The organism is Arthrobacter globiformis (assembly GCF_030818015.1).
Lineage (GTDB): Bacteria > Actinomycetota > Actinomycetes > Actinomycetales > Micrococcaceae > Arthrobacter > Arthrobacter globiformis_C.
Map to the genome: position 1 here is coordinate 4,070,038 of NZ_JAUSZX010000001.1, position 18,805 is coordinate 4,088,842.

Annotated in this window: 17 protein-coding genes; 4 read left to right on the top strand and 13 right to left on the bottom strand. The window is 60.8% G+C overall.

The features are described from left to right. Positions 1 to 211 precede the first annotated feature (211 nt). Complete coding sequence (locus tag QFZ23_RS18995; protein ID WP_306925300.1) at positions 212 to 1,363, top strand: hypothetical protein; 1,152 nt, start codon at positions 212 to 214, stop codon at positions 1,361 to 1,363. A gap of 87 nt (positions 1,364 to 1,450) precedes the next feature. Here QFZ23_RS18995 and QFZ23_RS19000 read toward each other — a convergent pair whose 3' ends face one another. Further along, positions 1,451 to 3,580, bottom strand: coding sequence for an acyltransferase family protein (locus tag QFZ23_RS19000; RefSeq protein WP_306925302.1), 2,130 nt, complete (start codon positions 3,578 to 3,580; stop codon positions 1,451 to 1,453). Between the two features lie 34 nt (positions 3,581 to 3,614). Next, on the bottom strand, positions 3,615 to 3,836 hold the full coding sequence (locus QFZ23_RS19005) for a hypothetical protein (RefSeq protein WP_306925304.1): 222 nt from the start codon (positions 3,834 to 3,836) through the stop codon (positions 3,615 to 3,617). Positions 3,837 to 3,862: 26 nt separating this feature from the next. Between QFZ23_RS19005 and QFZ23_RS19010 the strand changes: the two genes are divergently transcribed. Next, positions 3,863 to 4,705: a hypothetical protein gene (locus tag QFZ23_RS19010; protein WP_306925306.1), complete on the top strand. Its 843-nt coding sequence runs from the start codon at positions 3,863 to 3,865 to the stop codon at positions 4,703 to 4,705. Between the two features lie 89 nt (positions 4,706 to 4,794). Here QFZ23_RS19010 and QFZ23_RS19015 read toward each other — a convergent pair whose 3' ends face one another. The 4 genes from QFZ23_RS19015 to QFZ23_RS19030 form a co-directional block, all read right to left on the bottom strand. Then, on the bottom strand, positions 4,795 to 6,039 hold the full coding sequence (locus QFZ23_RS19015; RefSeq protein WP_306925308.1) for a MinD/ParA family ATP-binding protein: 1,245 nt from the start codon (positions 6,037 to 6,039) through the stop codon (positions 4,795 to 4,797). A gap of 617 nt (positions 6,040 to 6,656) precedes the next feature. Continuing rightward, positions 6,657 to 6,797 carry a hypothetical protein gene (locus QFZ23_RS19020; protein ID WP_306925310.1) on the bottom strand — a complete coding sequence of 47 codons (141 nt, stop codon included), beginning with the start codon at positions 6,795 to 6,797 and terminating at the stop codon, positions 6,657 to 6,659. Between the two features lie 88 nt (positions 6,798 to 6,885). Continuing rightward, a complete protein-coding gene (locus QFZ23_RS19025; RefSeq protein ID WP_306925311.1) occupies positions 6,886 to 7,146 on the bottom strand; it encodes a hypothetical protein in 261 nt (86 codons plus the stop codon). 94 nt (positions 7,147 to 7,240) lie between these two features. After that, positions 7,241 to 8,056 (bottom strand): MBL fold metallo-hydrolase, encoded by an 816-nt coding sequence (locus QFZ23_RS19030; RefSeq protein WP_306925313.1) that lies wholly within the window; start codon positions 8,054 to 8,056, stop codon positions 7,241 to 7,243. A 162-nt stretch (positions 8,057 to 8,218) separates the two neighbouring features. Here QFZ23_RS19030 and QFZ23_RS19035 point away from each other — a divergent pair, with 162 nt between their 5' ends. Continuing rightward, on the top strand, positions 8,219 to 8,353 hold the full coding sequence (locus QFZ23_RS19035; protein WP_306925316.1) for a hypothetical protein: 135 nt from the start codon (positions 8,219 to 8,221) through the stop codon (positions 8,351 to 8,353). A 75-nt stretch (positions 8,354 to 8,428) separates the two neighbouring features. Here QFZ23_RS19035 and QFZ23_RS19040 read toward each other — a convergent pair whose 3' ends face one another. Genes QFZ23_RS19040 through pdhA form a run of 3 tightly spaced genes read right to left on the bottom strand, consistent with a single transcriptional unit; the run spans position 8,429 to position 12,357 of the window. Further along, on the bottom strand, positions 8,429 to 9,985 hold the full coding sequence (locus QFZ23_RS19040; RefSeq protein WP_306925318.1) for a dihydrolipoamide acetyltransferase family protein: 1,557 nt from the start codon (positions 9,983 to 9,985) through the stop codon (positions 8,429 to 8,431). A 3-nt stretch (positions 9,986 to 9,988) separates the two neighbouring features. Then, complete coding sequence (locus QFZ23_RS19045) at positions 9,989 to 11,101, bottom strand: alpha-ketoacid dehydrogenase subunit beta (RefSeq protein ID WP_306925320.1); 1,113 nt, start codon at positions 11,099 to 11,101, stop codon at positions 9,989 to 9,991. Continuing rightward, positions 11,098 to 12,357 (bottom strand): pyruvate dehydrogenase (acetyl-transferring) E1 component subunit alpha, encoded by a 1,260-nt coding sequence (gene pdhA / locus QFZ23_RS19050; RefSeq protein WP_306925322.1) that lies wholly within the window; start codon positions 12,355 to 12,357, stop codon positions 11,098 to 11,100. The genes QFZ23_RS19045 and pdhA overlap by 4 nt, the downstream gene beginning before the upstream one ends. Positions 12,358 to 12,516: 159 nt before the next feature. Here pdhA and QFZ23_RS19055 point away from each other — a divergent pair, with 159 nt between their 5' ends. Next, on the top strand, positions 12,517 to 12,981 hold the full coding sequence (locus QFZ23_RS19055; RefSeq protein WP_306925323.1) for an Lrp/AsnC family transcriptional regulator: 465 nt from the start codon (positions 12,517 to 12,519) through the stop codon (positions 12,979 to 12,981). A 238-nt stretch (positions 12,982 to 13,219) separates the two neighbouring features. Here the strand turns inward: QFZ23_RS19055 and QFZ23_RS19060 are convergent, their stop codons facing one another. The 4 genes from QFZ23_RS19060 to QFZ23_RS19075 form a co-directional block, all read right to left on the bottom strand. Next, on the bottom strand, positions 13,220 to 14,737 hold the full coding sequence (locus QFZ23_RS19060; RefSeq protein ID WP_306925324.1) for a polysaccharide biosynthesis tyrosine autokinase: 1,518 nt from the start codon (positions 14,735 to 14,737) through the stop codon (positions 13,220 to 13,222). A 339-nt stretch (positions 14,738 to 15,076) separates the two neighbouring features. After that, positions 15,077 to 16,372, bottom strand: a complete 1,296-nt coding sequence (locus tag QFZ23_RS19065) for an O-antigen ligase family protein (protein WP_306925326.1) — start codon at positions 16,370 to 16,372, stop codon at positions 15,077 to 15,079. A gap of 57 nt (positions 16,373 to 16,429) precedes the next feature. Continuing rightward, positions 16,430 to 17,314 (bottom strand): polysaccharide pyruvyl transferase family protein, encoded by an 885-nt coding sequence (locus QFZ23_RS19070; protein ID WP_306925328.1) that lies wholly within the window; start codon positions 17,312 to 17,314, stop codon positions 16,430 to 16,432. Next, a complete protein-coding gene (locus QFZ23_RS19075) occupies positions 17,311 to 18,801 on the bottom strand; it encodes a lipopolysaccharide biosynthesis protein (RefSeq protein ID WP_306925330.1) in 1,491 nt (496 codons plus the stop codon). The genes QFZ23_RS19070 and QFZ23_RS19075 overlap by 4 nt, the downstream gene beginning before the upstream one ends. Positions 18,802 to 18,805: the final 4 nt, after the last annotated feature.

Below are 18,805 nucleotides of genomic sequence, written 5' to 3' on the forward strand. Positions count from 1 at the left end.
CTGTCAGGATGCGTCCTGACGACGCGCTTGTGTTGAGCTGGGGCGGCCGTGTCTGGTTACATTCAAAGTTGGATGGGAACAAAATGCCACTTATGCCAGCAAGGGAGTCGAGACTTCAAAGCTCGACAAGACCGAAGCTGCAAGTACCTACGCGCCCGCGGCGTCCACGCCTCGCTGGAAGCCAAACACGGCGTACACGACCGGCGATGTCGTGGTCAGCCCTGGCGGCGCACTGGTCAAAGCCAACTCGTCCTTCACTTCCGGGACCAGCTACAGCGGCACCAACTGGGACGTTATCGCGGCGTTCGCGCAGATGCCCCGTTACTACGACGAGGGCGGCAACTATGCCGACCGTGGCTCGGTGCAGACCATTGCCCGGAACATCGCCGACGCGCCTGCACTGGCCGGCTCCCCTGCCCTGATCTTCAACGAGTTCAACCTCGTCTCGGGCAAAGGTGATAACGCAACGTTCCGCGGCGTGGGCGCTGCACAGTTCCAGGCGCGTGACCGCAGCGACGTAACCGCAGCGAACAAGGGAGTCCTCTACGCCATGCAGGCCGTGGTTGCTCCCATCGTGGACCGCAACAACGTCCCGTTCGATGATGTGGTGGGCCTGTCCATCGTGAACCAAGGCACGGCCATTGGCACGGATGCCCTGTACTTCGGGAACAACCGGGCGGACAAGGCGGCAAACCCGACCGGCAAGGACTTCTCCAACGTCATCCAGAACGACATGAAGTCCGACAGCTTCATCCGTTCCATCGGAACTCACGATGTCGGGATCAGCCTCGGCGGCTCGACTATCACCACCACGGCCATCCGTCTCGGCAACGCACAGTCCATCTCATGGAATGACAATGCCGGCGTCCTCGTACACGCTCTCCGCATGAGCTCCGCAGCCACGCTGCGGCTCTATGAGGGTGGCATCGACATCCGGTCCAACAAGTCCGTCTACTTCGGATCCAAGGCTGTCCTTCCCAACAACACGCCCCTCTACGGAATCAAGTTCGGCACGACCAACGAGACGGAACTAATCAAGCTCAACGCGCAGGACGCGGTGAGTGTGCTTGGTGACTCGCTTCAGGTGTTTAGCTCCGGCGATGTGGCGCTCAAGAACAACAAGGCCTTCCAGGCGCAGAACGCAGCCGCAACGAGCTACCAGGAAATCATGCGCCTGACCAGTGCGGACAACCTCACACTGTACAACGGCAAGCTGACCGTGCTCGCGGCGGGCGGCAACCTGCTGCAAAACGTCACCACAGTCCCCGCCACCCCCACCGGTGCAGGCGCCCTCTATGTGGAGGCCGGCGCCCTGAAGTACAAGGGTTCCTCCGGAACCGTCACAACCCTCGCACCCGCCTAGGAGTAGTCATGAACCCCGCAGCAGTACTTGCCCTGATCGGCGAGCTTTACGCGCAAGTGTCCACCCTCCAGCAGGAGAACGAAGCGCTCAAGAGCCGGCTGGCAGCAGAACAGCCTTCAGCTCCGGGGCCATCTTCTTAGAGTAGGCCTCTGTCAGGTGCATGCCGTCCCAGCGTATGGGTGCCCCGCCTGCAAAGATGGGGCACCTGTCGCCGGAACAGAACCACTGGCTGGTGTCCACGTACGTGGCTCCGGCCTTCTTGGCGGCAGCGGTGTCGGCTGTGCTCTTCTGCTTCCACGCCTGCGAAATGCTGCTTTCGCAGTCAGCAGGCTTCGCGAAGTTGTTGTAGCACTCGCTCACGGCCTTGCCGGTGGGGTTCGGCGAGAGGACCACGACGCGGGTCCCCTTTGCCTTGACTTGGGAGATGGCGTCTGACAGTCCGGCGACCCATTCGTCTTGGGCCGCCGCGTCCTTCGCGCCGCTCGCGAGGTTCACGATCCCGGCCACGGCGTCACTGACGATAACCAGGTCAGGGCTGGTCGCCTTGATCTGCTCATAGATCTGCGAGTGGCCATCGTTGCACCGGCTGGACGTCTCCGGATCGTTCTCGATCTTGATCTCGACGTTGGCGAACGGGCAGTTCGAGAGGCCAATGCCGTGCACGCTGTAGCCGGCAGGTTCGAGCGCTGCCCGCACGCCAGGCATCCAGCTGATGCCGATGGAATCGCCAACGACCACAGCGTACTTGGCCGCTCCCTCGTTGAACGCGCACTGCGCGGGCACCGAAAGGTCTTCCGCGTTCAGGCAGCCGGGCACGCCCAGCTCTGTCGCCTTCGAGTTCGTACCTACCTCATCAATGGAGGGCGTCAGCTTCGGCCACGCTGATGCGGCGAGGGCACTGTCCAGGCTCGACTGCAAGGAAGTCTTAGCCAGCGGCGCTGCCGTCCCGGACGCGACAGGCTTGACCGTGGCACTGGCGGGCAGGTCAACGGGAGCGTTCTTCACGAAAGCAAAAGCGACCACCGCGACGGTGGCAACAGTGAGGACGCCGAGGCCGATATTTTGGAGTTGCGCGGACGCCGGAGCGCGAGAGCTCCGCTTGCCGCCAAAGGACCATGGCCTATTCCGGAGCTGGTTCTCAATCCCATGGTAGGAGCCAACCGACACGAGGATGATCGCGGCGATGATCGCGATATATGTTGCTGGCTGGCCCGGTTCCAAGAGTGCTTCAAGGAAGATGATGGCCGGGAAGTGCCAGAGGTACAGCGAGAACGACACGTTTCCGATGTAGACCGACACCGGGTTTGTCAGGATCCCGAGGAACTTCTGGTTCCCGCCGATGTTCGCGCCGATCACGACAGCCGTCGAGAGGACCGGGAGCAGCGCCCACGGCGCAGGGAACGCCGAGGCCGGAGTAATGATGAACATCGAGTAGACGATGCCAGCCAGACCCGCCCACGCAAGAACCGGGCGAAGCCAGCCCGGCAGCTTGTAGAACGCACCCGCGCAGACGGCCAGCAGGGCCCCCACGCCAAGCTCCCAGGCACGGGACAGAGTGGAGAAGTAGGCCCACGTCGGCTGCGCCGAGCTTTCCAGCATGGACCACGCGAGCGAAGCGACGATGATCGCGCCCATTGTCGCGGCGGCAAACACTGCCCGCCGCCGCGTGGACGCGCCCTTGCCCGCCATCAGGAAGACCGCGATCAGCAGGAACGGCCAGACGAAATAGAACTGCTCCTCAACGCCGAGGGACCAGAAATGCTGGAGCGGTGACGGCGGAATGTCCTGCTGGAAGTAATCAGTGCCGGCCGCGGCGAACCGCCAGTTCGATGAGAAGAACAGTGCCGCGGCAGCATCCCACAACGTCTCAGTGGCGCGTGCCTTGGCGAACACCACCCAGCCCACGAGGGCTGTCACGGCGATAGTCAGGACCGATGCGGGCAGCAACCGCTTGACCCGCCGCTTATAGAAGTCCGTGATCGAGATACGCCCGGTGTTCGCCCGCTCGCGCAGCATCAGGTTCGTGATCATGAATCCGGAGATCACAAAGAACACATCCACGCCAATGAACCCGCCGGACGGCCAGTGCAGCATGTGATCCACGATCACCGCCAGAACGGCGAGGGCACGCAGCCCCTGGATGTCCGCCCGGAACTTTGACTTCACCCGTGGCGACGGCGCGACTGCATGCCGGATGTCCGGCGCGGACTGCTTCATGTGTGCTTCCCCCAGATAGAGACCTGCACAGATTCTACTTGATGGACTTAGTCCACTCTTCAGCGTCGGGGTCTTCAACTTCGGGAAGACCGGCGAACCAGGACCCTGCACCAGAGATGAAGCCGAACGCCATCCAAAGTATGGATATCTTCTGCCAAACGTCGTGGCCCCATAGCGCGAACAGCAGGGCGGCGATAAAGAACGCAGCCGAAGTGCAAATAAGCGCAGTGCGCTTGGAAATTCCCCCAGAAGTCATGCCGCAAGTATAAAGGGGCCATGAGAGTGCCCAAGAAGATCGACTATGGGAAAGTGCGAGATGCTAAGGGCATGTCTCAGCATCGAAACTTGGTCCTTGACCTGGAAGAACAACTCGCCTTCCTAGACGCCAGCTGTCAGAGCTATGACAACGGCGTCCATATCGAAGCGAAACGTCTAGCAGTAACCATCCGCGTGTTACTCCACGATGTCCCCAAGGTTCCGGGTCAACGCGGCGGTGGTAGCTACAGCTTGCTGCACCAGATGGGCGTGAAGAGCAAGATGGGATGGTGGTCAGCTGGCGCAATAAACCCCGCAAATCTTGTTTCCTCGAACGTGTTGGCATGGTTGGAGTTGGGGCAGAGTTCCGACGGGGTTCCGCTTGGCGGCTACCGCAGCGTGCCGGAGGGCTACATCAGGCAGAACGGACACAAGACGACTTTTGACGACTGGTGGGGCGCCCCCGTCATCAAGGACATGGCCCGAGAGGAGTTCACGAGAAAGGACCTCATGACCGTCTTGGCGAATAGGGACGGCGGGGCGCATATCGGCAAACTGAACGAGAGGGTTCGTCGACTGACCCAGCAAGGCTCCATGGGTTTCGCCGTAGGGTTTGATGACGGATCGGCGCCGTGGCCACAGTCAGCGCAGACGGAGGACATTCTATTGAGCCCGATTCTCGCTGCGATGAGGACGATGGCCCAAGAGGTCGTCATGAGCCTCCAGGATGCACGTTTCATGCTCGGCGATGTTCAATTTCCGCAGGATTGCTACGCGGGTGAACCACTGCAAGGGGGCATTGAGACCCACTACATTCTGGGCATGTCACTCGAGGAAGTTCCCCCGCCTGTCGATTTGAACGAGCCTTAATACCCATCCGGTGGGCTCGATAAGACCGGTTAAGTGCCGCTTTTGTGCACCCCAGACTGTCGCTGGAAGGTCTCGTGCCGCGAAGCCGGCTACCGGTACCCGTCCACGATCGCCGCAGCAATCTCCTTGTACGCACGCCGTGTCTCGGGCTTCAGGTGGTCCAGAGTTACCAGGTCCCCGTCGGCCACTCCCCGGTCGTGCGGCACGGCAATGAGCTCACGGCACATGCCGGCCAGGTGTTCCTCGATGGCGTCTTTGTCCACGCGGTTGGAGACCTCGTCCTTGTCCGTGATCACCACGATTGCGTTGCGTGCCAGGTCCTCGTAGCCGTGGCCGGCCAGCCACTGCAGCGTACTGCGGGCGCGTTTGGCGCCGCTCACTGCGTAGCCGGCGGCGATGATCAGGTTGTCTGCGGACTGCAGAATTCCACTCATCGCATTGTGCGTCACGCCGGTGCCGCAGTCGGTCAGCGCCACGGAGTAGTAGCTGGAGATGAGCTTGCGGATCCGCAGGTACTCCTCCGCTGTGAGCGAGTCGGACACCTCGGGGTCCTGCTCGCCGGCGATGAGGTGCAGCCGCCCGGAGTGGTGCATGTAGCGGGACAGCTCAGTCAGCGAGTCGACGGAGTCGATGTTTCTCAGCAGGTCCGTGATGGTCCGCGGTGTGGCCTGCTGGTAGATGCCCTCGCCGAGGGCACGCTCCACGAGGTCACCGGAGTCGGGATTTGCATCGATGGCACAGGGCGGGTCGCCACGGAACTCAGCCAGGGTAAGCCCGACACCCACAGTGGTGGATGTCTTGCCAATGCCGCCCTTCAGGCTGAGCACGGCTGTGTTGAAGCTGCCCTGCAGCTGGCGCGCGATCCGGCGCGCCAGCTCGTCCTCCTCGCGTTCCAGCGCGCTTGGACCGAGGTTCCAGGCGCCGCCAGTGGCCCGGTACAGGAAGCCGCGGAAGCCCTTCTTGGGCCGCGGCTTCTGCTCGCGGACGAACGACGTCGGCATAGCGGTGGCGCCCGCTGCCGGCACCTCCGGTTCCGGGAGGCTTTCCGGAACGCGCGACGGCGGTGCTCCCGCCGGCTGGCGGTCCGGCGTCGGCGGAGCAGCTGCGGCGGCGGGCGGCGAGTCGGATAGAGCGTCGGCGGCCGCGGCTGCTTCCGCCCAAGACGAGCTCCGGATGGGACGGGGCGGTGCGGTGGGCTCAGGTGTCACGGCGGGAAAGGTTCCTGTCCAGGCGTCGGAGCCGTCGGCATTGCGACGACGGAAGCGGCGGCGCAGCTCGGGCTGCTCCGCGTCAGTATCGGCCTCGGCTAATCGGTTATCCGCTGGTTCAGGCATGATGTAGTCCCCCGGGACTCGCAGCGGCGTCCCGCTGCGGTGGTCGATTGGCTTGGTTCAAGCATCCATTCTAGGTGCCCGCGGACGACCTAGTGATCAGCACCCTGGGTAGCCGGTCACTCAAGGACCAGAGCGAGCCGTATTCATCCGAGGGTGAGTGCCGCCACGACCACAGCGGCAGTGATCACCAGCAGGATACTCAGCCCCACGTAGCCCCACCATTTGGGCCGGCTGCGGTGCGGATTGATGTCTACGTACGGCATGCTATTTCACGCGCCCCAGAGCAGCGTTAGGGGCGGGAACGGCGACAGGCGCAACGGCCCTTCGCTTGAGGCGGAGCACCCAGTAGAGCCCTGCGAACGGGACCAGCAGGCTGCCCAATAGGCCGGATAGCGCGAGAACAAAATCAGTGACAGCCACGGTTGAGACCTCCGTAAGCGGCAACTCCTTTGGCGCCACCAGAGTAAGCATCGTCTGGGTACGACAAAGGGGCTGGGAATGGACCCCCATTTTTGGGTCGTTCGCCAGCGTACTTACCAGTTAAGGGCGCTGTCCAATCGGACACGCCCATTACTGCAGCCACTATTCAACTATTGCGCGGTGGCCCTTTGCCCCTATCACCGGAGGGCCAGCATCACCACCACCACAGTCGACACTGCCAAAACCGCGAGCCCGACGTAGGACAGCACGCGAAGCTGGCCGCGGCGAAGTTCGCGCCGCGAGTCCCGACCGTAACGGCCTCCCCCACGAGATCCCATGGCGGAGACGCTACGGACGGAAACTCAAGGGAAGCGCAAGGAAACCTCAAGGTTTGATCAAGACGCACGCGCTTCCAATCGGATGAGGTTAGCCGCCGTCACCGCGGCGTGTGCTGGCATTGTGGCCACGAACCCTTCGCCGGAGGCGTTGCGGATGCCGGCCATGACCTGCTTCATGGCTAGGAAGGGGCGGCAGCGGCTTCACGGGAAGGCCGGCCACGACCCTGGCGGACTCCTGCGAACGGGGCATGTCCTGTTGGTCCAGCCACGACCGCTCGGGCAACGGGTCATCGGCAACGATGTTCTGCTCGATGAAGCGGCGGATGGCTGCGCTGATTCCGGTCTTCATGACCTGAACCTAGGGAGGTTTGCCCGCAGCCCCCAGCGTAGTCGTTACCTGACTTTCCGGTGGTCGAGTACTCGGACGGCAGGCAGTACTCGGCTCAGTGCTGTGGCCGGGTCTCCTGCAGCCGCTTGATGAACCAGCGCGACTGCTCCGGCCCGTAAGGCAGCACGGGAATCGCCTTGGTGGCGTCTGCGGGAGTGTCCCTGATGGACTGCCGGGCCTGCCGGACGGCCGTTGTCATGGTGTCAGCCATGGTTTTGACGAAGCGGTCGCTGCAGGGCTCTCCGTGCCCAGGGACCAGAAATTCGTAGCGGTGACGGAGGGCGGAGAGGTGCCGCAGGGCGTCCGCCCACTCTTCCGGGTAGGAGTCCTCGAACGAGGGGTGCGATCCCTGCTCTACGAGGTCGCCGGCGAACAGGGTGGTGGTGGTTCCCACCAGGAGATCACCGTCGGTGTGACCGCGGCCCAGGTAGAAGAGGGTAACGGTCTGCCCGCCAAGGTCAACGAGCACCGGCTGGTCGCGGACAATCGCGTTGGGAACGACCAGCTCCACGTTCTCGCCCTCGCCAGCGGCCATCTCGGGTTCGAGGTCCGTGACCTCGCTGCGCTGGGCGTCACCGTTGTCGCCGATCTCCTCGGCACAGTTTTCATGCGCCCAGAATTCCTCGACGCCGGCCTCAGCGAACACGGCGTTGCCGAAGAAGTGGTCGTAGTGCGCGTGGGTGTTGACAACAACAAGGGGAAGAGGCGTCTTCTCGCGGACGGCATGCAGGATTTCCTGGCCCTGCCGCGGCCCGCAGCCGGTATCGATCACCATTGCACGTTCAGTACCAACAATCAGGCCGGTGTTGAGCTTGGAACCGTCAGTTACCAGCACATAGTTGTCCGTGCCGACGTCGAGCCATCGTGACATTTCTTCTCCGTACATCTGGGGAGCATCTGCGGTCTTCAGGCCTCGATTCTATCCATCTGGCTGAGGAACATCGGGCAATTGCTTTGCCGCCCACGGTTACGGCCACAGGCCACCGAGCCTAAATTTACTCATTCGAAATGCCTTGGTGGGTATGATCTGCACATGGGGACTAAACAGCACAGGAACTACTGCGAGACTTGCAACGCGATCACCAACCACGTCACGTCGTACAGCGACGACGGCGGCCGTCTGGTGGCCTCTGTGCGTTGCAGTGATCATTCGGACACCACCCTGTAGGACGCGTCGACCTTCGCCGTCGCAAGAGATCAGCGACGGCGAAGCTCCGCGAAGGGGGTACGGGCGATTTCCGGCCTACAAGTCGGCCAGCAATGAAGTTGGGGATTCGATTGCATCCGCCACGTAGCGAAGGAAACCGGCAGCTGTTCCGCCATCACAGACACGGTGGTCAAAGGTCAGGGTCAGCTCCGTGACTTTGCGGACGGCGAGTTCACCGCCGACTACCCAAGGTTTGTCGACGATCCGGCCCACGCCCAGAATTGCCACCTCTGGGTAGTTGATGATCGCCGCGGAACCGTCCACTCCGAACACGCCATAGTTGTTCACCGTGAAGGTGCCGCTGCCGAGTTCAGCTGGCGTCGCCTTCCCGTCCCGTGCGACGGCGGTCAGCCGCTTGACCTCTGCGTCTAGTTCTCGGGCGGTGAGCTTGTCCGCGTTGCGGATCGAGGGAACCACTAGGCCGCGGTCGGTCTGTGCAGCGAACCCGAGGTTGACCCCGCCGAATGACAGGATCTCCTGGGACTCCCCACCTGAAGTGTCCTCGGCGCTGACAAACCGCGTATTCAACGCCGGGTATTTCTTAAGGCCTGCCGTGACAAAGCGGGCAATGAATGCGAGCAGCCCGGGCGTGTTGTGTGTGTCGGTCTTCTTCAATCCGGCGCGGAGCTCCACCAGCGCAGTGGCATCGACGTCCACCCAGACCGTTGCCTCGGGGATCTCGGCGCGGCTGCGGGCCATGTTGGCCGCGACGGCTTTGCGCACGCCGCGGACAGGGGTCCGGCTGGTGATGTTGAGGCCGGTGCGGGAATCGATCGTGCCCGTAGGCGAGCCTGCCGAGACCCGGCTGTCAGCAGGCCCGATTTCGACAGGCTCAACCAGCGGGCGGGGCTCGTTTACGACAGGCTCAACCTCCGCCGGCTTAGTGATAGCCGCTTCAACGTCGCGGCGCATAATCAGACCGCTGTCTCCCGAACCATGCACGTGTCCAAGATCCACGCCGTGCTCTTTCGCCATCCGTCGCACGAGCGGTGAGATGACAGCACCGAGTTTGCCCGGGACACGAGTCCGCTGGAGAAGGAGATCGTCGGCTGAGGTAGTCAGTTTGGCTTCAGCCTTTGGGGTGTCGGCAGGCTCAACCAGCGACCTAGGGCGCCGGGGCCGGGTCCGCCGGACCGTTGCGTTGCCGCCAGGAGTTCCGTAGCCGATGAGGACGTTGCCGGAGCCTGCTCTTTCTTCGGTCCGGTAGATTTCGGCCGCTACGGCTTCTGCGGAACTGGTTTTGGCAGGCCCCGTTCCGACGGGCTCGGTTTCGACTAGCTCAACAACCGGGGCTTTTTCTTCGACAGGTTCGGTTTTGACAGGCTCAACCGGCGGTGCGTTGTCTTCGCCAGGCTCAACCACCGAGATTAGTGGTTTTCCTACGTCCAAGGTCTGGCCGGGTTCGCCGTGCAGCTCGGCGACGGTACCTGCGTACGGGGAGGGGACTTCCACCACGGACTTCGCCGTCTCCACTTCGGCGATGGGCTGGTCGACGCGGATTTCGTCGCCCACGGCCACGAGCCAGTTCACGAGTTCGGCTTCGGTGAGGCCTTCGCCCAAGTCAGGGAGGGGGAATACTTTGGTTTCGCTCATCTGTCAGTCTTCCCACTGGAGGTCGTCAACGGCGTCGAGGATGCGGTCCACGCCGGGCAGGTAGTAGTGCTCGAGTTTCGGTGCCGGGTACGGCACGTCGAATCCGGTGACGCGGCGGATCGGTGCCGCCAGATGGTGGAAGCAGCGTTCCTGGACCCGCGCCACGATCTCCGACGACACCGACGCGAACCCGTGCGCCTCGGCGATCACCACGGCACGGCCGGTCTTCCGGACGGACGCGGCGACGGTTTCGTCGTCGAACGGAACGATCGTTCGGATGTCGATGACCTCCAGCGAGCGGCCTTCCTCGGCGGCCGCGGCGGCGGCCGCCAGTGCGGTGGGGACGGACGGCCCGTACGCGATCAGTGTCGCGTCCGTGCCGGAGCGGGCGACGGCGGCGCTCCCCTCAGTGAACCGTCCGCTTTCGGCATTTGCCTCATACTCCGCACGTAGTGCGTCCAGGTCCACCAAGTCCTTGGACCAATACAGCTTTTTGGGCTCCATGAACATCACGGGGTCATCCGAGTCGATGGCCTCCCGGAGCATACGGTATGCATCGGCCACGGTCGCCGGCGTATAGACCTTCAGTCCGGCGGTGTGGGCGTAATAGGACTCCGACGAGTCGCAGTGGTGCTCCACTCCCCCGATGCCGCCGGCGTAGGGAACACGGATGACCATGGGCAGCTTCACCTTGCCCTTGGTTCGGTTGTGCATCTTTGCCACGTGGCTGACGATCTGCTCGAAGGCCGGATAGGCGAAGGCGTCGAACTGCATCTCGATGACGGGCCGCATGCCGTTAATGGCCATGCCCACGGCCATCCCGACGATTCCCGATTCCGCCAGGGGCGTGTCGAAGCAGCGTTGCTCTCCGAAGGTGGCCATGAGGCCATCGGTGATGCGGAAGACGCCGCCCAGTCTGCCGACGTCCTCGCCGAAGACCAGGACGGACTGATCAGCGTGCATGGCATCGGCCATCGCGGTGTTCAATGCCTTGGCCATGGTGACCGGTTGCGGTCCTGCCGCTTCCGCGGTGGCTGCGGCGGATGCGGCTGCCCGGGCGGTGGCGGAGCTGACGTTGCCATTAGCCTCAGATGATGTGGTGATGGTGGGGCTCATTCCGGGGCCTCCGTGGTAGATGAAGTGCCGGCGGCGTCTCGGGCGAGTTCGTCGGCGAGCAGGGCCGACTGTTCCTTGAGTTGCGGTGTCGGCGTGGAGAAGACGTACTTGAACAGGTCCTGGGGATCGACGGGAACATCCTCGCCAAGGCCGTTGCGGAGCTGCGTGGCAACCGCCTCCGCCTTTTCCGCGATCCGGGCTTGGCCGTCGTCGTCCAGCAGTCCTTTGCCAGTGAGGTAGGTACGCATCCGGCTCAGCGGATCCCGGGCCAGCCACTGGGCCACCTCACTGTCCTGCCGGTAGCGGGTGGCGTCGTCGGCGTTGGTGTGGGCCTGCATGCGGTAGGTGTGCGCCTCCACCAGGAGCGGGCCGGAACCCTCGCGGGCGAGCTTAACCGCACGGTCTAGAACAGCGAGGAGCGCAACGACGTCGTTGCCGTCGACCCGTTCGCCGGCCATGCCGTAACCCACGGCCTTGTGCGCGAGCGAAGGAGCGACGGACTGGTGGGCCAGCGGCACGGAGATGGCGTACTGGTTGTTCTGCACGAAGAAGACCACCGGGAGGTGGAAAACGGCCGCGAAGTTTAGGGCTTCGTGGAAGTCGCCCTCGCTGGTTGCCCCGTCGCCGCACATGGCCAGCACCACGGTGTCCTCACCGCGCAACTTGGCTGCATGGGCGACGCCCACGGCGTGAAGCAGCTGCGTGGTGAGCGGCGTGCACTGAATGCCGACCTTGTGTTTCAGCGGGTCGTAGCCGCCGTGCCAGTCTCCGCGGAAGATCGTCATCGCCTGCACCGGGTCCACGCCGCGGGCCATGACGGCGACCGCGTCGCGGTAGGTGGGGAACATCCAGTCGCCCTCGGCGAGGCACAGGGCGGCCGCCACCTGGCAGGCCTCCTGCCCGTGGCTTGAGGGGTAGACCGCCATGCGGCCCTGGCGGACGAGGGCCGAGTTCTGGTCGTTGACTCGGCGGCCGACAACGAGCTGCTCATAGGCGGCCAGAAGTTCGTCATCGCCGGGCAGCGGGTACTCGTGGCCGGGTTCGGTGCCCTGCTCGGAGTGATGCTTCAGGGTGCCGTCTTGGTCCACCATCTGGATTTGATGGCGGGCGGGCAGCATGTAATCCTCGGCGGTGATGCCGAATTTGCGCACTGCCTCGGCGGCAGCGCCCGGCAGGTAACTGTCCTCGGCCTGCTCCGATGCCGGCTGGCCCTGTCCCGCAGTGCCGGGCGCAGTGTGGTCTGCGGAGATCGTCATTGGTCCGTCCTTCTGTAGCCACTATTCGCTTTCAGTATGGTCCCGTGCGATGTTTCGTATCCAGCGCCATCACGAATCGTGGATAAGTACGCCCAACTCCCTTATTCTGAAAGACAAATCGTAAATGAGAGCTGCGTAACTGGCAGGAGTTGTAGACAAATGGCGGAGGCGGATGAGGAGCAGACGGCGGTGCCGCTGGACGACGTGGATCGCAACATCATTGCTGAGCTGACAAAGGACGGCCGGATCTCCGTGACGCAGGTGGCCGGGAACGTCCACATTTCCCGGGCTCACGCTTACACGCGAATAGCGCGGCTGACGGGCCAGGGTGTGCTGACAAAGTTCACGGCACTGGTTGACCCCATCAAGGCCGGCCTCAAGTCATCGGCGTACGTCACCCTCAAGGTGAAGCAGCACTCGTGGCGTGAGTTGCGGGAGCAGCTCCGCACAATCCCGGAGGTGCATCACATCGCACTCGTGGGAGGGGACTTTGATGTCATCCTGCTGGTGCGGGCCGTGGACAACGTCCACCTGCGACGGGTGATCTTCGACCAGCTGCAGTCCATGCCAGGGGTGTTGGACACCCAGACGTTCCTCGTGTTTGAGGATGTGGATACGCGATAGTGGCGCTAACTCCGGGCAGCCACGGTCAGACAGTGCCGTTATGTCAATCTACCCGGCTGTAGCTGATGACCACGCCGATCGCACTGGTCGGACAGGCCCACGCCAGTCTGTTGACGAGCAACCACCGAGGGCCGGACGCCAACTTGAACACGACCACGAGAGCCGATTCCAAAGTGTAGGGAAACGACTCAACCCTGGTTCCTGCGCGGAGTGCACGGCAACCTATTCAGGCGGACTTCTAGTGAGACCGATCAATAGATTCTGCAGTAAGGCGAGTTCTAGGAAACGCCGTGGCATCCCGGCCAGCACTCGCCCGGACGGCACCCTCATAGTCGCCAACTGAGACACTCTCACGGCCACCCTTGCTGGCTAACTTTGATCCCCTCAACTGACGGGGAGGGTTGTCTTCAGTATGGCTGTGGTAACTGTACGCGTAAGAGTCAGGACCGCGGCCGGGCAACCTGTTAAGCACTACTCCGAGGATCTTCGCCCCCACCAAAGATAGGGCATTGAGAGATTTCTGCAGGTCCTGATGTTTGATCTTCTGTGAACCAATAACGAGCACCACTCCCCCCACATGTTGCGAAAGGACTGCCGCATCCGTAACGGGAAGAAGCGGCGGCGCATCGACAATCACGGTATCAAAAGCATGCTCTAGTCGTTCGATCAGCGACCGCATCTCATCCGACCCGAGCAGCTCGCTGGGGTTTGGCGGAATCTGGCCCGATGGGAGCACAAAGAGGTTGTCCTCGCCCCACTGTTGAAGCAAGTCGTTGACATCGGCCGAACCCACCAAGGCGGTCGTCAGGCCCAAGGTACGGTCCAAGCCCAGGTACTCATGGACCATTGGCCGGCGCAGGTCAGCATCTACTAGGCAAACGGACTGACCAGCCTGCGCGAGAGCAATGGCTAGATTCGTGGCTGTTGTGCTCTTGCCCTCGCCTGGCAGCGAAGACGTGATGAGTACTGTTTTCGCCTCGCCTGACACATTTGCAAACTTTAGGTTGGTTCTCAGCTGACGAAATGATTCCGCCCTCGGGCTCTGAGCCGCGGCTTGCGTCAAGAGTGGCTTCCTCACAGCTTCTTGATCGAAAGCGATTCCCCCCAACAATGCAACATCCGTCACTCGCCTCAAATCCGATTCCCCGCGAATACGGTAGTCAAACGTTGTGCGTACAGCTGCAGCGCCCACACCCAATGCCATCCCAGCAACGAGGCCCAGTGCAAGATTTAGCCTTGTATTGGGGGCAGAGGGATCGGTGGGCGCAACAGCAGGCGTAATTATCGAGAGGCTAACAGGAGACGTGCCCCCTGCCTTCGGCTTCTCGAGAGAGTCAATAGCCTTAATAAGGCTGTCCGCGACGGCTTGCGCTATGGCTGCCGACTGCACCGGGGATGTATCCGATACAGAAATATTGATCAACACCGTGTTGAGGTCCGTGGTTGCCTTGACATGTTTGGACAGGTCTTCGGCGGACTCCTCGAGTCCCAGCCGGTCGATTGCCGGCTGAAGCACTACTGGCGTCGTAACAGTCTTCACGTACGACTGGACTCGGGCCTGGCTGAACGTGTTTCCCTGCTGCAACTCCTGAACAGAGCCGGAGCTTTGGATCGCAACGAAGAGTTGGGTTTCGGCCGTATAGGTCGGCTGAACCAGCACTGACGCCGCCCCACCGCCCATAAGGCCCATCATTGTGGCGGCAACGAGCAATTTCCAGTTGCGGCGCGCTATGTGCAGGTAGTCGCGTAAGTCCAAACCGGATCCCCCTGAGTCGATGGCTGAGACCTGCCGACATGCCGAGCCTGGAGGCAGCATCGTTCGTGCGGTCAAATCAATTGTAACCGCTGGCTACTGGACAGATTAATCAGTGCCTCACGCGCGTAACCCTGCGGCTTGGATTTGCGGTGCGTGTCGCCGAAGATTGCTTCACGTGCAACCAATTGCGATGCCATCCGCAGAGAGAATCACTCCTGCTGGGCACTGCTCTTGAGGCCGCGGACGGACGAAAATGTAAAACTACCCATAGAGGACATCGCTGTCACAACGGTGATGTGGCTGCTACGAACTCGCTTAGGTACGGTCGTTTTATTTCGATTAGCGCTGTGCGAATTCCAACTGGCTCAACTCTTCGACCTCCGGCTGGGCGGACCATGAGTACACAACAGCAAACACCATGGCGAGCAAAGGTAATACGTAGCCGCCTAGGACACCCCACCCCGTCGTACCGATCAAATACAGCCCGGGTAACGCGCAGACGTAGACACGCGACGCTTCACCCGAAAAGGAACGTAACCGGGTGCGCGGCAATACGCGAATTAGGCAGGCCACGATTGGCAGCAATAAGGCCAGAGCGCCGACAACGCCTATTTCCGCCAACGCAAGCAGAAATGCGTTATGAACAGGAACGCCGGAAGCCGTCAAGGGGTTATAACTGCCCACAACGTCAACATACAGGTTCGGACCCACGCCGGCCCATGGGGAAGACATTATTTGGGCCCAAGCTATATCTGTCAACGTAGTGCGGGCACCACCCTCGGGATCCTCATCAAACCTGCCCAGAAGCACTCCGGCCAAGAACACTGCAGCAGTCAGGGCAATACCGACTGTAAGGGCTTTCCTGCCTTTCGTGCCCTCTCGCGACGGAGAAAGTACGGACCAGAGGAGAAGCATGCAGACCGTCGCGGCAGAGACGGCTCGTCCCCCGGTCAATCCCAGCACAACTAGGGCGGCAGCAATAGCCATGCGCCATATTGCAAGATCAAAGCGCTCCAGCTTTCGTCCGAAAGGAAGGATCAGCGCCACCAGCAAGAAAATGATCTTGCCTAGGTCGTTTGGATGGCCAAGTGTCCCGTTGTATCGCAGACCCAGAATGGCCTCTTGACTGGCATCCATGGCATTCACGTTTAGACCGAGCACTTGAAGTCCGCAGACTAAAAGCTGAACGAAAATAATCAGAAATACGGTTCTGACCAAAAAACGGCCGCCGTCGCTACTCACTTGCCCGGAAATATTGACGCCAAGGACCCACCCTGCCGGCGCGAGGATAAGCTGCAGGACACCCGCCTCCACTGTCGGGCCTCCGGACCAGATCAAGATCGTGCCCAAGGTAAGCCATAGCAGCAGCGGAATCCACAACCACAGCCGGTAACCATGCTGGGGCCTGAATACTGCGAATAGCAGGAATCCGGCCAGCACAACGGCGTAGGTGGTCAGCTCAGGGTTGGACGGCGCAATGCCGACGTGCTTAGAAAGAGATGTGCTTGTCAAGTTTCGGGGCACAAGAGCGGTGCACACCAGCATCAGCATCAGTGCACATTTTGCAAAGCCGAAGGCACGGACCGCGAAGCCCAAACCAACCGCAAGTACGATGACGACGAAGACTTCAGTCATCGCCACAGATCACCGTTTCCACCCCGTATAACATGGACATTTCTTCCCAAAAGAGACTCATAGCGATGCGATTGCCTTCACAAGGCCTTCGGCGAGTAATGCCGTCGACGTTGCCAGCTTGTTTACGTCCTTCTCGCTGTTCTCGTGGAGAACTCTTAGCTTTTGCGGATCTAGAGCTTCAGTTATGGAAACGGTCGAAATCGAATGGTTCAGGCTGGATCCGTAGTCGGCATACTTGAAGTCGGGTTCTTGGGGGCCATCGTTATTCCACGACACGAGTTGCGTGGGAACCCCAAGGGAGTGACCCAAAATTAGCCCGTGAAGACTTGACGTGAGCACGAGGCTCGCACCGCAGATACGGTCGATCATTGTTTTAGGGTGCAGAGTGGGCTCCGCAATTTTTATGCCTGAGTTCAACAGCAGCTTTAACGTTTCACGACCCGACGGACTGGACCAGGCTCTGAAATGTGGGATGGCCAGTACGCTTCGTTGCCCAGTCTGCGGTGGGGTTCGAAACATAGGAGCTAACACACCAGGGTCGCCGAGTGTCACGGAATCCGACAGGCCAAGCTGCGTTCTAGTTTTTACTCCTCGCACAGCCAGAATCGGGCCCAGTTTGCTGACTAAATCCTTGGACTCGTGTGCGTCTTCGGGCTCACGGATTCCACTTCCCCACACGGCAGCACCAGAGCCCTGTGACGCGTATAAGCCAAGCACCGAGCCAACCGCTACTAGATCAGCGTGCTGGGGACTGGCCCATTTCACCTTTCTCCCAGTGACGGCTTCCACCACATGGCTAGACAACTCATCGCCGAAGTTGGTAGCAAATCTTCCAGTGCGGGCCGCTAGCCTGAGCCACACGTCTGGGTTCGCCTTCACTTCCGGCCATGCCAATCGTGGGTCCCTCGCGGGGGCCCACCAAAACAACTTCAAAGTACTCATTTTGCACTCTCCGGGGCTTTCAAAACCGATGTTGTATCTTTAGGTCTCGCGACAAGTTTTATGGTGCTCTGGATCGTCTTCATATCACGTCTATAAACGGGGATTATGATCACGGTCAAACCAGCAACAATAAGACCACTAATAAAAATTATGAGGATAGAAGCGAATTCACTTGTAGGCGCTACAACCAAATTGATAGCACTGGCCGCACCTGCGCAGAAAACTCCCAAAAGTACAGCCCGGAGCCCACCAAGAAACAGCAGCCTAACACGGACGCCTGCTGCTCGCCCAAGCCACATCAAACCAAGAGGCCAATTAATGATTACGCCAATAGTATACCCAGCAGCGACACCCAAAGGCCCGAAAGCACTACCCGCCAAGATCGACAAAATGAGTACGCTCCGAGAAAGTAAAGAGAACCTAAAGTGACTATTCGTCAGGCCTCGCGCGAGAAAAATCCAGTAGCCCACATAACCTATAGCTTGGAAGATGCCGCCGACAGAAAGAATCTGGAATATCACAGCGCTCGGAGACCATTGCTCACCGAAAATCAAACGGATGAGCGGCTGGGCAGCGGCGGCCATACCGCTAAATAACAATACAACCGGATAGGCCATTACTATTTGGGCACTCTGAAGGTACTTATTGAATCGCCGCCTCTGATCCGATACCCGCGACAGAACAGGCAGCGCGACCGTCGTCAAAGGCGTTAGTATCTGATTCAGTGGCATCATCAGGATTTGAAATCCTCGGTTATAGAAGCCCAACTGGGAAGCTCCGAAACCGGAGCCGACAATGAGAGAATCGACGTTACTGCTAGCATAAACCAATGATTGCGTCAGGGTGAGATTTTTTCCGAAAGCCAATTGCCTTCCCATACCCCCCTTTCTGTTCGGCAATCCTGGCATCCATCTGGAAGCTAGAATCCTCAGTACCAGCAAAGCAAAGGACTGTGAAACCAGTTGCGCTACGAGCGACCAGTATCCGAAACTTTGAATTGCCGCGGTCACGGCGACAACTAAACCGACACTTTGCGCACACAAATCAGTAACAGACAAGGCGGCGAAACGCATTTCACGAGCTAGTCCTGCCTGAAATTGCGCCTGCACTCCATTGAAAACAAAGGTCAATGAAAGAATCAGGGCAATTTCAATCAGACGATCATCCCGATATATGTTCGCGATCAGAGGCGAAGCTGCGCAGACCAGCAGCGCAACCAAGACGCCTAGGCCAGAGCATAGCCAAAAAAGATTCGTTCTCTGGTGCTGTGTTAGAACCCTAGCCTGAATGGCCGCGGGCACCAGGCCAAGTTCGCGGAGAATATCGCCAATCCCGATGATCGCGGTAACCATGGCAACCAGTCCGAACTCTGAAGGAGCAATCAGTCGTCCGAGAATAACGAGTCCGGACAACTGAACAATGAAGCGCGCTGTTTGGAGAGAGAGGGTCACCATCGCTCCCTGGGCGGCCGTTCTCCCTAGCGACATCTGC